This window comes from Paenibacillus sp. EB106-05-06-XG162 (assembly GCF_058791655.1).
In genome coordinates this window covers 92,899-109,119 of the sequence record NZ_JBYTDT010000001.1, presented here as the reverse complement: position 1 = coordinate 109,119, position 16,221 = coordinate 92,899, and the positions used below count along the sequence as shown (strand labels likewise).

Genomic DNA, 16,221 nt, shown 5'->3' with positions numbered 1-16,221 from the left:
CCATTAACGTTAGTTAAACCCTATTAATCTTTGTGATATTTTATAAGCTCCCACAGATATACTGCGTCCAGCCCGTCCTGGTAAACTAGTTAGCCTGCCCATAAAGCCATATTTTAGATTTCGATACAGATTTATATCCTTATCTTCGATATATTTCCATAACTCTTTTTTCTTCATGAGATTTTCAGCCGTTCCAGAACGGATTAACAATATCGTAGATATCACCGTAACGATTTCTAGATGTCTCAGCAAATAGTGACGCAGATTAGCATTTGTAATGGATTCGATATTGATTTGGTTGATCAGAAGTTTATTGACTTTAATCTGTTGATCAATCCGTTTGATCATCACATTCTCCTGAACAGACTGATCCTCTCGGCCAATGAAATATCTATAAAAATCGACATTGATATAATAGATACTCTTTACATGCTGAAGCGGCGCGTATACAAACAAGTTGTCTACATAAAAGGTGTGCTTCGGAAGTTCCAAATTGCAATCTCTTAGCAATTGTGTTCTATAGATGATCGAATGCATCATAAGATATTGCCCTTTGCGAAAATGCTTCATATCATCCCAGGTAAAAATGGTTCCTTCCGGAAGCACGTTATTGTATTTCATAATCTTTTTGTAGCTTGCGCCTTCTTTTTCATAGACAAAATTGCTAATCATCATGTCAACGGCTTTGTTTCTTTCTACAAAATCACGTATCGTTTCTAGAATTTTGAGATAAGCTCTGATATCTACCCAGTCATCACTGTCAACAACCTTAAAATACAAGCCTGATGAATTACGCATACCTGTATTAACGGCCTCTCCATGCCCACCATTTTCTTGATGAATGGCTTTGACCATCGTTGGATATCGATCTGCATACTCATCCGCTATTTGTGCTGTTTGATCTACGGAGCCATCATTAACAATGATTAACTCTACATTTTCTCCCCCTGGTAACAGGGATTCTATACAATATCTCATATAATCCTGCGAATTATAGCAAGGTATAACGACTGATAATAATTTCATTACTCACACTACCTGTTCCTGATTTTCTGGTTTTTGTTTAAAGATTACTTTAAAAATTGGGAAGAACACCCAGAAGGAAATCGCACTGTTAATAATCATCGTAATCACGTCTGCGATGGTTTCCCCAACGGATCCCATTCCCCACGTATTCATTAACAAGTCATAGATCGGTGCTTTGTAAAAGCCCTGAGCTGCAGCGGCACCGATTGTAATCACGATATAAGCTACGACATACCAAAATGCGGCCTTCCAAATATTACTGTTCGACTTAAATGTAACGCTTCTTTGAAGAAAAAAGTTGATGATCTGTGCAATCGCAAGCGTGATTTGGACGGCGAGGAAATAAGCAAGACCTCCTCCTCCACCGGATGACAGGGAACCTGCAGCATAATCAAATATAAAATAATCACTGCCATTAAAGTTATGCCCAAACTGCCAGACTTGAAAATTCGTATCTACTAACGTTGTCTGAGCGAACATACTTTTAAAGAAAGGCATTAATGCAATCTGTAAAACGGTAATCCCATTACTCAATATAAAAAACACTAAAAATTGCGCAGTATTCGGATGTTTTTCCTTATAGTTAGCCCAAAAGCCCAGCAGCCCTTTAGCTTCTTTTTTCTGATTCATTTTCCCGCTCCTTTGTCGCTTATACTCGTGTTAAACGCTGCGTTTAGCGACCTTTAACATCTTGCTTCTTTCCTTGAAGAAATGCCGCAGCCCCTTAAAGAAGTGACCGTTCACAATCATCAGAATCCCATCTAACATCGGCATATTGACAATGCCACCTGTCATTCTGGCGATTCCTCTAAATGGCATATGATACACAGACATCATAATTAGATTTGCCGTGCTTCTTTTTCCGATTTTCCGAAGGAACCAATACGCAAACTCGATGAGATGATATGCAAGCCTTGCAAATGCTCCCTTGGCATATTGACATTGCGCGATCGTATCGTTATATCCAAGCGGTCTGCTTCTGTCCCATGTAGCAACCGGCACCTTGCGTCCGAGCAGCTGTTCAAATTCTTCTTGACTCACCTTGCTTGCTCGACCGGAATAATACGATGGAAGCTTCGCTTTGTCATAAGGTAATGGAGCTCCCGTTCCTTCCACGAAAAGAACTTCCTCTAATCGGATATCGCTACTAGAGGCACCAATCATGATCTTATATTCTGCTTCTTCGACTTCCCACTGATTACTCTTCACATTGAAATAACGGAAGGTTTTGTCGTCGAATGGAATGGTTACCAGCTTGGACTCACCTGCATGAAGAAATACTTTCGTAAATCCCTTTAATTCCTTCTTCGGTCTGAAAATATCGTCCGATTGACACCCAACGTAGAGCTGCACAACCTCCATGCCGTCCTTGTCCCCTGAATTTGTTAATTGGAAGGTCACACCTGACTTATTCACTTGAATGTCCGTATAATCAAAGGTCGTATAGCTCAGTCCGTAACCAAACGGGAACAACACCTCTACATTCGCTGTATCATAGAACCGATAGCCGATGTAAATCCCTTCCCGGTATTCTACGCTGACTTCCTTACCTGGGAATTGGTGGTATGATGGTGTGTCTTCATAATAAAGCGGATAAGTTTCTGCCAATTTCCCGGACGGATTGACTTCACCGGATAGAACCCGGAGGATCGCTCTTGCTCCCGCCTGACCGCCTAAATAACCATGGACCAATCCTTTTACTTTGTCAATCCAAGGCATTTCTACGGCGGAGCCGCAAGAAAGGATAACAACGATATTCGAATTCACTTGATGCAACGCATGTAATACATCAATCTGATTCTCAGGAATCTTCATGCTGTGACGATCCAGCCCTTCAGCTTCGGTCACTTCATCCAGACCCATATATAACAGAACGACATCTGCTTTCGCGGCAAGGGCGCGTGCTTGATCTATTTTCTGCTGATTTTTCTTGCCATAACGATCAAAGCCGGGTTCAAATCCGACGCTGACAATACCTGATTCTTCTAAGCAATCCAGCGTATGATTCAGTTTTGTCGGGTTGACAATCGATGAGCCTGCCCCTTGATACCGTGCCTCTTTGGCAAAGTCACCGATAATCGCTGCTTTAACACCTTGTTTAAGCGGTAATATGTTACCTTCATTTTTAAGCAGTACGATGGACTCTTCGGCTGCTTCTTGAGCTAATTGATGGTGCTGTTCTACATCGAACTCTTTCTTATAAGCTTTCTTAAAGGCTTCTTCCGTTGTAAAGATCAGGTCAAGCAGCCTGTCTACACATTCGTCCAGCACTTCTTCTGTGATCTTTCCGCTTTGAATGGCCTGAATAATTTCCTCATTGGTCTCGCCAGCTGTCGTTGGCATTTCCAACTCATTACCAGCCAACAGTCCTGCCACACGGTCATTGCTTCCGCCCCAATCCGTGACAACGACCCCTTCGTAATTCCATTCCTTCCGCAGGATCTCCACCATCAAGTGAAGGTTCTCATTGGTGTAGGCGCCATTTAACATATTATAAGAAGACATGACAGTTTGAGGCTTGCCTTCTTGAATTGCAATTTCAAACGCGGTTAAGTAAATTTCCCGCAATGTTCTTTCATCCACGATCGTATCGATGGACATCCGTCGTTCTTCCTGATTATTCACGGCAAAGTGCTTCACACAGGCTGAAATGCCATGGGATTGAATGCCCTGAATATAACTGGCAGCCAATTTACCGGCATGATAAGGATCCTCGCTAAAATACTCAAAATTTCTACCGCATAAAGGATTTCGCTTCATATTGATACCAGGTCCGAGCAGGACATGGACTTTTTGTGCAGCAGCCTCTTCTCCAAGGTAATCTCCGAGTTTCTCTCCAAGTTCAATGTTCCAACTGTTTGCTACCGTCGCAGCGGTTGGAAAACAAGTTGCCGGATTACTTGGATTCAGACCTAGATGGTCAGCCGCCTCCGCTTGTTTGCGAATACCATGCGGTCCATCTGCAAGAAAAATATTATTGATTCCGAGACGCTTGATATCCTGGGTTTGCCAGAAATCTTTCCCTGACATTAAAGATGCTTTCTCTTCTAAAGTCATTTGTTGAATGATGTCTTGATATTTCATGGATGAATTCCTCATTTTAGCCCTTTTGGCGGTAACCACAAGGGTTACCGCCAAAAGCACATCATTTTTTTTATAGATTTTAATTTTCCGCACTAAGCACTACAGTCTCGCGCTTTCTTTGACGTGTCACTTTCTTGAATCCAAGTGCAAGCAGCGCCAGAAGAAGGATATCCACTAAGCCAAGAAGCAGCAACCAATATGGATAAGGTGTAACAACGATTTCCAATGCATTACTATTGGCAACGGTATACAGGATATTGTGACTTGCTGTTCTCATCGCTTGTTTACCTGTATTTGTCTCCGTACTTAATTTAGTCGGGTTGTCACCTAGCGTCGTAAGCATTAAATCATTACCTGCACGAATCGCAAGGTCTGGATTCATATGAGGGTACAAATCGTAGTCACTGATGACCATCCCTTGGAATCCCCACTCATTACGAAGCACTCCTGTAAGCAATCCAGCATGCTCACCTGTCCATTTCGTTCCAATGCGGTTGAAGGAAGACATTACAGCCGTTGTCTTTCCTTCCTTCACAGAAATCTCGAAAGGCTTCAAGTAAAGTTCACGAATGGCTTGCTCATTGGACCAGACAGCTACACCATCACGGTTCGTTTCCTGATCGTTTAATGCAAAGTGTTTAATATAAGCATATACACCCTTCGTGGAGGCGCCTTGAACAACAGCAGCACCGATCTTACCTGAAAGCACTGCATCTTCTGAATAATATTCAAAGTTTCTTCCCGAGAACGGTGTACGGTGAATGTTCATGGCAGGCGCATATAATCCGCTTACACCATAGACCACCGCCTCATCCGCAAGCGTTTCACCCATCTTTTTAGCAAGATCAACATTCCATGTGGATGCAAGCACAACCTCAGTCATATATTGCACGCCTTTCAAGCCAGTAAGAAGGGCGTTTATACCAGCTGGACCATCCAAGTCCGTTGTAGCAGGCTTTTTAATGGAGTCAACCGCTTGTGTTGCATATCCACCAAATCCGATGAGTTGTGCCATTTCCTTCACAGAAAGTTGTTCCAATAAATCATTCCATTTTGGATCGTTGTAGTCGAGACCAACGACATCTTTCAGCTTTAGACCATGTTTCGCGAACACAATGTCTTTATCTTCAGGATTATCGATCACCTTTTGATTTTTCAAGGCCTGTATCAATTCTTCAGACGCTTCTTTACCTTTCGTACGTTCTTTAGGTAATGTTCCTTCCCAATCCGCTCTGGACACATAAGTTAAATCACCTGCAGCCTCATCGAACAAATTCGTTGCTGTTGTTTGATCGGAGGAACGTTTATGGTCTTGACTGTAGACGACTGTATCTTTAACTTCATAGGTTCTTGAATCGATCACATCATGAGCATTGTGCATCAGTTTAATGCCATATGTGCCGGCATCAAGTACATATGCTTTCTTATTTTTATAATCATAGGAAGCCATGTCTTCAACGGACATTTCAAGATTAACCGTCTCGGAAGCACCTGGCTCAAGAAGTTCTGTTTTATCAAATGCGCCTAGCACTACATGGGATTTTTCGATTCCGCCTACTTGGTAAGGGGCTGTATAATACAGCTGTATTACGTCCTTACCAGTTGTCTTACCAGTATTGGTCACTTTTACCTCAACTGAAATCTTGTCATCTGTTGTGGTGTAGTTTGTAATTTCTTGCTTAAAGTTCGTATAGCTTAAACCATAACCAAACGGGTACTGAACAGCTTTACGGTATGCTGCTTCATCCATCAACCCAGTTTCATTGTTGACGTAACGAGTTTCATAGAAACGATAACCAACATAAATACCTTCATTGTAATTTACAAAACTATGAAGTTTAGGGTATTTATCTCCGAACTTATCTACTTCTTGATACTCGGTATTGGAGTATTTAAAATCACCTGCATTATAGAATGCCGGAGCAGATGATACGTCATAAGCGTATGTATCTACCAAACGGCCGGATGGATTTACTTTACCTGCTAATACACTGCCTACACTGTTATTACCTGTAGACCCAGGTCCTCCAATTAACATTGCAGCGTCGATGCCTTCATTTTTCAAGAATCCTAATTCCATCGCGTTACTGGAGTTCACAACGACGACTACTTTTTTGAAATCTCTCGATGTCACCATCTTGATTAATTGTTCTTCTGCTTCTGACAATTGAAGGTAATGACGGTCCTTAGAACCACCATACTCTGCTGTTTCAAGTGGAAGGTCGCCGCCTTCTCCGCCAGCTCTTGACAGAACGATAAGTGCTACATCAGAGAATTTTTCTGCATCCGCTAACATTTTATCGCTAAAATCACTAGTTTTTGGCTCACTCATTGTATAGTCGCCGCCATTAAGTTCAAAGACATCGATTTTCTTTTTTGCAGGAGCATGCGTTTCATAAAATTGTGTTAACTCACTATTTACCTTAAATCCTGCCTTTTCCAGACCTTGCTGCATAGTTACATTTGCACTTTCATCCCCCGAGCCAGATCCGCTGCCACCGTAGACAATTTTAAGGGACGCTTGTCCAAAAACGTTTACATTCTTTTCCCGGTCGTTAGATATGTTGAGAGGAAGTGTATTCTGTTTGTTCTCAAGAAGAACAATCCCCTCATCTTCGATTTGTTCCGTCATGGATTTGGAAGCTTCTGTTACCCTTGCTTGTTCTGTTTCATCAACCTTCACTTTGCTCAAATATTGGTTAATGACAACCTGGTATTTGTACACCCCAGCGTTAAGACCAACAACGACGACGAGCCCCAAGCTGAGCAACGTTATCCATAGTCTTCTTAACCCTTTTTTCTCTGCTTTACTTCTTCTTGCCAAAATGAAACCATAAACAAGGACAGCAACTGAAAGAATACAAGCAGCAACAAGCAATATCGTTACCATGGTTGAAACTGAAAAAATGGACACGGTTACAATTGTGCCAATGATTAATGCTAATAAGATCGCTACCCATATTGCAGTCGTTTTTTTACTTTTTGGTTTACTCATGTCTTTCCCCCTCTGTATATGTACTGAATCATATGTGCACAAGCACGGAATGTATATGCTTTCATGCTTGTAATTCAAGAGTACTTCATGCAAAAAGAAATAACTATCAACCAATAGTTAGGGGGCGGTAACTTTTTGTTTACTCCATACAAAAAGTCGTTTAGATGGGCTATTCTGCACATCAAAACGACTTCATTTTTTCTTTGATATAGCTTTGGAACAATGAGACTGCTTTCGACTGAATACCTCTTTTTCTAAGGACAAGATAGAAATGCTGTGGGATTTTTTCTTTTAATCGTACAATTTTAAAATTCTCATCTTGAAATGCTTCTTCTACAAAGTCTATCGATATGATGACATATCCATTCTTCTTACAAAGCCTATGCGCAGATATCACACTGCCAAATTCATGCATGACATTAGGTGTGTATCCATATTCCAAACATTTGATTAAAAAACTATGCTCCTTTTCCTGTCCCACCGATTTTATAACCAGAGATTCATTTTCTAAATCCATCACTGAAATCACATTTTTTTCAGCTAGAGGGTGGTTTTTAGAAACTACGGCCACCAGTTCCCCTGTTGCTATTAACTCATATTCATAATTTTCAATTTCATCAGCCTGCATAACGATGCCAACATCAACTTCATCTATAAATAGCTGATCTGTAGGATATTCGTCCGGGAATTCTCTTATTTTTAATTGCACGTCTGGATGAGTTTCAGAAAACCGATACAAAACATCCAGAGGCAGTAAAGCTGATGTAGAATAAGTAACTACAACATGAAGCATTCCCTTTTTTCCGTCCATAATGCTTATTTCTTTTTTGATATCTTCCATTAAGTAGCAAATATGTTTAGCTCGCGCATATAATAGCTCTCCAGCTTTCGTGGCTTCCATTCCGCGCGGCCCTCGATAGAACAAATCGGTTTCTAATTCGATTTCCAGATGTTTGATGGTCTTGCTTATCCCCTGTGGTGTGATATACATGTCCCTTGCCGCTGCAGTAACACTTTTTTTCTCATAGACTTTTATGAATGATTCCAAAGCTTCAGTATTCATATAGCTTCCTTTCGTCTTCAACGGAACTGATTATATCAGTATAACAAACATACACTTCATCCTTCTACCCTACACTTGAAATCCAACGATCTTGTTGCTAAATCCTCCTTAGTATGAAAAAATGAATATTAAAATTAAAAAATGGGCGAATAAATGCCCAAATGAATTAGCTAACAAGGAGATTCATCATGTATGATTACTTAATTGTGGGTGCAGGTCTGTTCGGATCTGTATTTGCTTATGAAGCCAAAAAAAGAGGAAAAAAGTGTCTAGTAATTGATAAGAGAGATCATATCGGCGGAAATGTATACACGGAAGAAATAGAGGGTATTAACGTTCACAAATACGGTGCTCATATTTTCCACACCAACAATAAAAAGATTTGGGAGTATGTGAATAGCTTTGTGGAATTTAACCGGTATACCAATTCTCCTATCGCGAATTATAAAGGAGAAATCTATAACCTTCCTTTCAATATGAATACGTTCAACAAATTATGGGGGGTCGTAAGTCCAGAAGAAGCACAACAAAAAATTGAAGAACAAAAAAAAGCCGCAGGGATTACAGAACCTAATAATCTGGAAGAACAAGCCATTTCACTCGTTGGAACCGATATTTATGAAAAACTAATCAAGGGCTACACCGAAAAACAATGGGGAAGATCCGCAAGAGACTTACCTTCCTTTATCATTAAAAGGCTGCCCGTTCGTTTTACGTATGATAATAATTACTTTAATGATCGATATCAAGGTATCCCGATTGGCGGTTATCAAGCCATCATTGAGAAAATGCTAGAGGGAGTAGATATTCAATTAAATGTTGATTTCTTCCAGCGTAGAGATGAACTAACCCCTTTGGCTAAAAAAATCGTATATACGGGGATGGTTGATCAATATTTCGATTATCAATATGGTGTGCTGGAGTATAGAAGCTTAGAGTTCGAAACAACGGTGTTAGATACAACCAACTATCAAGGAAATGCCGTTATCAATTATACGGATCGAGAGACACCCTATACGCGAATTATTGAGCATAAGCATTTTGAATTTGGTACGCAGGACAAAACGGTCATCACTCGAGAATATCCAACAGAGTGGAAGACTGGGGACGAACCTTATTATCCAATCAATGATGATAAAAATAACAACATGTATTATAAATATAAAGCGTTAGCCGACCATGAAACGAATGTGATCTTTGGTGGACGATTGGCAACCTATAAATATTATGATATGCACCAAATCATAGGCGCAGCCTTGGAAGCTGTTAATAAGGAGTTCAGTGAAGATTAATTCCGACAAATCACCCCCTGTGTTCACAAAAGCCATGCTAGCGTAAATCTAGCATGGCTATCTATGCATTATTCGGTGACAATGCTCAACGAAAAGTGCCTGGTGCATATCGAAATGTAGAATCAATAGCGTGGCATAGCTGCTCATACAATGAACTCCAAGCCGCAACTTCCTTTATATTCGACAGCATTCCTAATAGAATAACTTTACGTGGCTGCACCTGTAGTAATTCCTCTTCCAGCACAAGGATAGAGTCCAGTATATCCTGCTTATTCGACTTTTCGATCGAAGCTCCTTCCACTGCCTCTCGTATTTGTTTCACGAGGATGAGTGGATGTACGATCCTCGTCTTTACTTCATCCCCCTCCAATAAGGAGAACATACGTGCATTCAGCAATGGACTTGGACGATGCTTTATCATTCCCTCTGCCGTATAATCCATGATTCCGACAATATGCTTGCTAATCTTTTCTATCTGAATCGGAATGTTATCGAATAGCTTAAGACACATATAGGTGAATACCAAGCTGCTAAGCAAAGATGCGCCATCCATCAGATAAGGCTCGAATTCCTGCCCGTATATATCTCGCAGACTTTCTACAAGCATCTCGATACTAAGCTTACTCATCTTGAACATAAATTCACGAATATCCTTATTTACATGATCCGCATTATCCCGCATTTGCATTTTAATAAATTCAGGGTGTTCATTCCATATGCTAAGATAAACTTCGATTTTACGTATTAGCCGTTCTCGTGGATGAAGATCTCCTGCCCGCTCCATCATTTGCATACGATCTTCCAATAACTTGGATTGATACATGAAAATGTTCAGCAGCAACTCATCTTTGGAACTGTAGTACTGATAGACACTTCCTTTCGACATTTTGCAGAACGAGGCTACCTCCTGCATCGTCGTATGCGAGAAACCCTTCGTTGCGAATAATTTCATCGCTGAGAGCATGATTTGCTTCTTCTTCTCTGGCATATGCTCTTCCATAATGCTGCCCCCTACGCTATGATCTCCAAGGTTCTTACTATGACCGATTAGTTCTCTTCATCATGAGAAAACCTCTTAACTTTCTTTCATGATAACAAAAGCGGTTATTAGCTGCAACCACGTAGAGATCATATAAAATTGAACACGACACTTGCGTAGAGAGAAAAATTATGATGTCTGTGAGTGCTTAGCCTGCTGAGCCGATGTCGAATGGGACGACTTTTTCCCCCACATAGCGAATATTGCTGCACTAATGAACAAAATAACAGCACCGAAGGCGTATGGAATTTGAATATGGACGTCGAACAGAATGCCTGCGATGGATGGGCCGATAATGTTGCCCAAACTCATATATGCATTGTTCATGCCAGCCACGAATCCCTGCTCATTTCCGGCCATCTTCGATAGCAGCGTGTTAACTGCTGGCCTCACAATGGAAGTTGCTATGAAGAACAGCATACTCACGACGAAAATGAGGAAATAATTGGACACGAACAGCATCGCAATCATGCTAGCCCCGGATAAGATGAACATGGAGATCAGCAACTTCTTCTCACCGAATCGATGCAGCAAGCGTTCAATCAGCACAGCTTGGCATATCACGCCGATGAGCGCGCCAAGCGTAATCATGAGTGAAATGTCTTTCGGTGTAAAGCCATGCTTCACATCGACATACAGGCCAAAGATCGCTTCGAAGTTCTGTAATCCAAATGACAAGGCGAATACGAGCACCAGCAGCATGAAGTAAGGCGCTTTCGTTGAAGCGACAAGCTGACGGAGTAGATTATCACGCTTCTGCATATTGCTTCTTGCACGTGCACGTTCTTCTGCCGACAATGATTCCGGTAGGAACAGCATCGACACGATTGCAGATATCCCCGCGAGTGCAGCCGCACAATAGAATGGCACTCGAATCCCGCAATCCGCCAAGAACCCTCCAATGCCAGGACCGATGACAACGCCGAGCGTCATGGAAGCCATCAGCAGCCCAAGTCCTTTGCCGCGTTTCTCTTCCGTCGTAATATCCGCTACATACGCCATCATGGGCGGGGTCATCAAAGCTGCCGACATGCCACCCAATAAGCGGGAAAGATAAAGCATCCATAATTCTGTAGCAACGCCGAACAACAGCTGTGAGATCGTAAAGAGCACCATCCCGGATACAATAAGCAATTTCCTGCCATACTTATCCGACAGCTCGCCTGCGATAGGCGAGAACAGAAACTGAGTTAACCCGAATGCCGCTACGAGATAACCCATGGCTTGGCCTGTTACGCCAAACTCCGTCACATACTTCGGCATGATTGGGATGATCAATCCCATCCCAACCATGGCGATAAACATGTTAATCATTAGAATAATCAGCGAACCGGATCCTCTTTTTGGTACTGACAATCTCCCCATCTCCTTCTCTTAGAACTTTACAGTTCTTATAATGACCATAAGGTCATTTACCATGCTACTCCAACATTCTCCAGTTTGTCAAATGTTAGATCATGCTTCTGACTTCGAATTCCTTTTCACGTAAAACAGACCCGAACACAGGAGCGCCGGGCGGTGTATATGTTATCTTCTTGGAAGAAAACAAGAGGTCCGAGAACTTACTAGTAATAAAAAGAGCGGATCCGATTTGGATCCGCTATACTTATTATGCCACTTATAGCACAATCAACTAAGTAGTGAGCACTAACTCCCGAATTAACTCCGCAGATCCAACCATCGAATTTCTTCCGGTGTTAAAACAAGCTTCGTTGCTTCAAGACAGGACTTCAGTTCCTCATCGTTCCGTGGACCAATAATCGCCCCAGACGAAAACGGTTGATTCAGCACATAGGCCAGCGCAATTTGGATGGTCGTATATCCTTTCTCAACGCCAAGCTGCTCTGCACGCCGATATCGTTCCCAGTTCGCATCATCGTAGAATACACGTACCAAATCCGCATTCGAACGATCCTCTGGGGTATACCGCCCCGTGAAAAATCCTCTAGCCTGCGCAGACCAAGACAAAATCGGAAGCTGCGAATGTTCATACCAAGACAAGGACTCCTCATCGATGCTAATGCAATCCTGCCAATACGGTTCGATGGCTTTCGCCAGACTCAGGTTCGGGCTACTGAAAGAAAAACCGCGTAACCCGTGCTCTTTCGCGTAGTGATTCGCTTCCTCAAGACGCGTCGTCGTCCAGTTGGATGCTCCGAATATCCCGATTCTCCCCGCTTCGACATGCTCATTCAGCGCTTCAAGAATCACTCCAACCGGTACGCTGAGATCATCACGATGGAGCGCGTAAAGATCGGTTCGATCGGTCCGCAACCGTTCTAAGCTAATCATCAACTCTTCATAAATCGCCGTGCGGTTCACGCGGGAACCATCTTGATTCGGATGCGCGCCTTTGGTCCACACGTTGATCTGGTCTCGGTTCTTGCGTTCCTCCATCCACATGCCTATGGCTTGCTCGCTTTTTCCTCCGCAATAAATAAAAGCCGTATCAATCGTGTTGCCGCCAATCGCGACATAACCGTCCAGTACCCTGCATACCTCATCGAAGGTCTCCGGCGCAAAAAAATCCGAACCCATGATTAATGATGACACATGATTCCTAAGACTTGGAAAGGATAAACTCTTCATCTCATTCATCTCCTCTAGATTTGAATGCGTTGCCGTCTGTAAGCGGATTCAATGCAAGCGTCAATGACTTTCATATTGGCGACAGCATCTTCAGGACCAAATCGCGCGGATTCTTCTCCCCATACGATTCGGGCGAAATGATCAGCTTGAAGTGAATACTGATTGAGCATTTCTTGCTGCTCTTCCCGCTTCCCTGCGCTCGTATGTACATAAAAGGTTGGATCACCAATATATGCCGATGGCACTTCTATCCGACCGTCGGTACCGAGAATCTCAAGCGTATTCCGAAATGCTGCCCACATGCTGCAGTCGAAGGTCAACGCTACGCTGTTCGGAAATTCAATGACCCCCGAGGCCATCATGTCTACATGGTCATGCTCAGGCGATATTAGCGCATGAACCGTTGCCGCTTCCGGCTCGCTTCCCAAAATCAGACGGGCCGCACTAATCGGATAACACCCTACATCATAGATGGAGCCGCCACCCCAATCTCTACGATACCTCACATTGTTCTTATCGGCATGATTATTGAAAGTGAAGGTCCCGTGAATCCCTCGGACCTCGCCGATCTCACCGGATGCGATGATTTCCTTAATTCGATCATATCTTGGATGATTGCGGTACATAAATGCTTCTGCGAGGTGCTTCCCGGTGCTGCGGCTTACCTCTAGCATTCTCGCAGCCTCTCCTGCATTTAATGCCATTGGCTTCTCGCAAAGTACATGCTTGCCTGCTTCCATCGCACGAATGGACCATTCCATGTGCAGATGATTCGGCAGGGGAATGTATACTGCATCCAAGCTCGAATCCGCTAGCAATTCTTCATAACTGCCGTAAGCCGTCGGAATTTCCAGCCTATCAGCCGTTTCTTGGGCTTTACGCAAATCTCGGCTTGCGATCGCTTGCACAACACTTGTTGTGGATTGCTTGATTCCCGGTATGACTGACCCTACGGCAATTCCCGCACACCCAATAACTCCGAAACGCAAAGGACGATTTGTCATCGGACACCTTCTTTCAATAGTTTACATTTTTGGCTGATGTGTACAAAAACAATATAAATCATTCTCACGAGACGATCAACCACAAGATTGCGACGATACCTATATTTCCATAAGAATACTTTCCGTACCTTGTTTTTCTTCTAATTGAGCATAATACAGAGAATGATACCGACCACCAGCTAGAATTAATTCGTTATGTGTACCTTGTTCAACTAGATTCCCGTTTTCCATGACTACAATTAAATCTGCATTTTGAACCGTAGTCAGACGATGTGCAATAACTAACGTTGTTCTTCCTACCATTAGTTTTGCAAGAGCATCCTGTACAATCTTCTCAGATTCATTGTCTAAAGCTGCCGTCGCCTCATCTAACAGCAATATGGGTGCATCTCGCAAAATAGCTCTTGCAATGGCAATCCTTTGCTTTTGTCCACCCGACAACCGACTACCGCGTTCTCCAATTTCTGTGTCAAAGCCTTCACTTAATTTCATAATAAAATCATAAGCATTTGCTTTCTTTGCTGCAGCGATAACACTGGCTTCATCAGCCGCCATGTTACCATCCAATATATTATCTCTAATCGTCCCTGTGAAAAGTATTGTCTCTTGAGGAACAAGCGAGAAATAGTCTCGATATTCCCTTAGGCCCATGGACTGTTGACTCCTACCATCAATTTCAATCAATCCATTCGTTGGAGAATACAGTCCGAGCAACAATTTAAATAATGTAGACTTCCCTCCACCACTCGCACCTACGATGGCTATCGTCTGACCTGCCTTTACATCGAAGTGAACGTTTCTAAGAATCATATCTTCCTCTGAATTTGTATAAGAGAAGCCGACACTAGATACGGTTAACCGCCCAAAAGATTTGGCACGTCCCTGATCTGGGAGTTCCTCATATTCCTTAGGAGCATCGATGATCTGAAAGATTCGCTCAGCACCTGCTAAGGCTTGTTGCATACTTGACCAAAGCCCAGGGAGTTGCGAGAACGGTTGCACAAGGTAGTTCATGAGTTGAATGAACGCGATCATAGCACCAACTTCTAGATTCCCTTTTGCAACAAAAAAACCAGCAACAAGGATTGCAATAATAAAGGTTAGTGTTGCAATACTTCCTGATATAGCATTTGCACTTCCCTGTACTTTACCCTGACTTCGCTCGATATCAGATATTTTTGTACTGTACTGTTGATATTGCTTCGAAATTTTCTTCTCTAGACCAAAAATTTTATATAAAACACTGGCCCCCAATACATCTTGCAAGAAAGAGGTTGCACTGCCCACGGCTTCTTGCAGAGTAATGCTTTTCTTACGCATCGCTTCACCGAATAGTTTCCCTACCAATATCATGAGTGGTCCTATTGAAATAGAAATTAAGGCGAGAGGCCAGTGAATGTTTAATAAATAAATAAATGCACAAAGTGCAAGTAACGGATTTTTAAGAAGACCCATGATAATATTACCACTGGCTTCTCCTACAGCTTGATTATCACTTGTGAAACGTGATAGTAACTCGCCCGAATGATTTTTATCATAATAAGATTGAGGTAACCTTAAAACATGATTAAGTGTATCCAACCTTATATCGTTCCTTACATTTAAAGATGCCTTTTGTTTGAAATATGTATCTAAATATGAATTAAGCGCTGTAAAAATTAACATTCCTGTAGCTATAAGAATCAAACTAGGCCAAGCCTCAACTTCGCCTTTTACAGCAGCATTTGTTATAAAAGACAAAAACCACGCGATAAAGAGATCTAGAAAGGTCCCGACCACCATCGTGATAATCAAACAAACATACAATAACTTATATCTTCTCATATACTTTAACAACCGAATAAAAGTACTTTGTTTGTTCATGTCACACCTCTTTCCTATTTTCCCATACCATCAATAAAACTAAACACCTTACATATAATAGCAGTTTCTATAAAAATGTTCCATATGACGCCGTTAGTATGTATATGATTATGTTAGGTTTAATCCGAGGATATCAATAAGCGTTACTTCATTCCGCACAAATGCAGAACACGGTTAAGATCCTTTTATAGAAAAATGTCAAAAAACACACCGAGAATTGTTCGGTGTGCTTTTTGACATTCTTACTTAAACATGAACTCGATGCT

At 42.1% G+C, this 16,221-nt stretch carries 11 protein-coding genes; 1 reads left to right on the top strand and 10 read right to left on the bottom strand.

Annotated elements, in window-relative coordinates; all coding sequences use genetic code 11:
* Positions 1 to 9: 9 nt before the first annotated feature.
* The 5 genes from AC3WU2_RS00425 to AC3WU2_RS00405 form a co-directional block, all read right to left on the bottom strand.
* The gene (locus tag AC3WU2_RS00425; protein ID WP_492450311.1) at positions 10 to 1,026 is read right to left on the bottom strand and encodes a glycosyltransferase family 2 protein; all 1,017 of its coding nucleotides are present in this window, start codon (positions 1,024 to 1,026) and stop codon (positions 10 to 12) included.
* A 3-nt stretch (positions 1,027 to 1,029) separates the two neighbouring features.
* Complete coding sequence (locus tag AC3WU2_RS00420; protein ID WP_492450309.1) at positions 1,030 to 1,656, bottom strand: hypothetical protein; 627 nt, start codon at positions 1,654 to 1,656, stop codon at positions 1,030 to 1,032.
* Between the two features lie 30 nt (positions 1,657 to 1,686).
* Positions 1,687 to 4,110 carry a beta-glucosidase gene (locus tag AC3WU2_RS00415; protein WP_492450307.1) on the bottom strand — a complete coding sequence of 808 codons (2,424 nt, stop codon included), beginning with the start codon at positions 4,108 to 4,110 and terminating at the stop codon, positions 1,687 to 1,689.
* Between the two features lie 79 nt (positions 4,111 to 4,189).
* A complete protein-coding gene (locus AC3WU2_RS00410; protein ID WP_492450305.1) occupies positions 4,190 to 7,105 on the bottom strand; it encodes a glycoside hydrolase family 3 C-terminal domain-containing protein in 2,916 nt (971 codons plus the stop codon).
* A 181-nt stretch (positions 7,106 to 7,286) separates the two neighbouring features.
* Positions 7,287 to 8,168 (bottom strand): LysR family transcriptional regulator, encoded by an 882-nt coding sequence (locus AC3WU2_RS00405; protein WP_492450303.1) that lies wholly within the window; start codon positions 8,166 to 8,168, stop codon positions 7,287 to 7,289.
* Between the two features lie 188 nt (positions 8,169 to 8,356).
* Here AC3WU2_RS00405 and glf point away from each other — a divergent pair, with 188 nt between their 5' ends.
* Positions 8,357 to 9,460 (top strand): UDP-galactopyranose mutase, encoded by a 1,104-nt coding sequence (gene glf / locus AC3WU2_RS00400; protein ID WP_492450301.1) that lies wholly within the window; start codon positions 8,357 to 8,359, stop codon positions 9,458 to 9,460.
* Positions 9,461 to 9,545: 85 nt separating this feature from the next.
* Here glf and AC3WU2_RS00395 read toward each other — a convergent pair whose 3' ends face one another.
* The 5 genes from AC3WU2_RS00395 to AC3WU2_RS00375 all read right to left on the bottom strand — a co-directional run bounded on the left by AC3WU2_RS00395 (position 9,546) and on the right by AC3WU2_RS00375 (position 15,955).
* A complete protein-coding gene (locus AC3WU2_RS00395; RefSeq protein WP_492450299.1) occupies positions 9,546 to 10,460 on the bottom strand; it encodes a TetR/AcrR family transcriptional regulator in 915 nt (304 codons plus the stop codon).
* Between the two features lie 168 nt (positions 10,461 to 10,628).
* Positions 10,629 to 11,855 (bottom strand): MFS transporter, encoded by a 1,227-nt coding sequence (locus AC3WU2_RS00390; RefSeq protein WP_492450297.1) that lies wholly within the window; start codon positions 11,853 to 11,855, stop codon positions 10,629 to 10,631.
* Between the two features lie 303 nt (positions 11,856 to 12,158).
* Positions 12,159 to 13,088 carry an aldo/keto reductase gene (locus AC3WU2_RS00385; protein ID WP_492450295.1) on the bottom strand — a complete coding sequence of 310 codons (930 nt, stop codon included), beginning with the start codon at positions 13,086 to 13,088 and terminating at the stop codon, positions 12,159 to 12,161.
* Between the two features lie 14 nt (positions 13,089 to 13,102).
* Positions 13,103 to 14,092 carry a Gfo/Idh/MocA family protein gene (locus tag AC3WU2_RS00380; RefSeq protein WP_492450293.1) on the bottom strand — a complete coding sequence of 330 codons (990 nt, stop codon included), beginning with the start codon at positions 14,090 to 14,092 and terminating at the stop codon, positions 13,103 to 13,105.
* Between the two features lie 99 nt (positions 14,093 to 14,191).
* Positions 14,192 to 15,955: an ABC transporter ATP-binding protein gene (locus AC3WU2_RS00375; RefSeq protein WP_492450291.1), complete on the bottom strand. Its 1,764-nt coding sequence runs from the start codon at positions 15,953 to 15,955 to the stop codon at positions 14,192 to 14,194.
* Between the last annotated feature and the right edge of the window lie 266 nt (positions 15,956 to 16,221).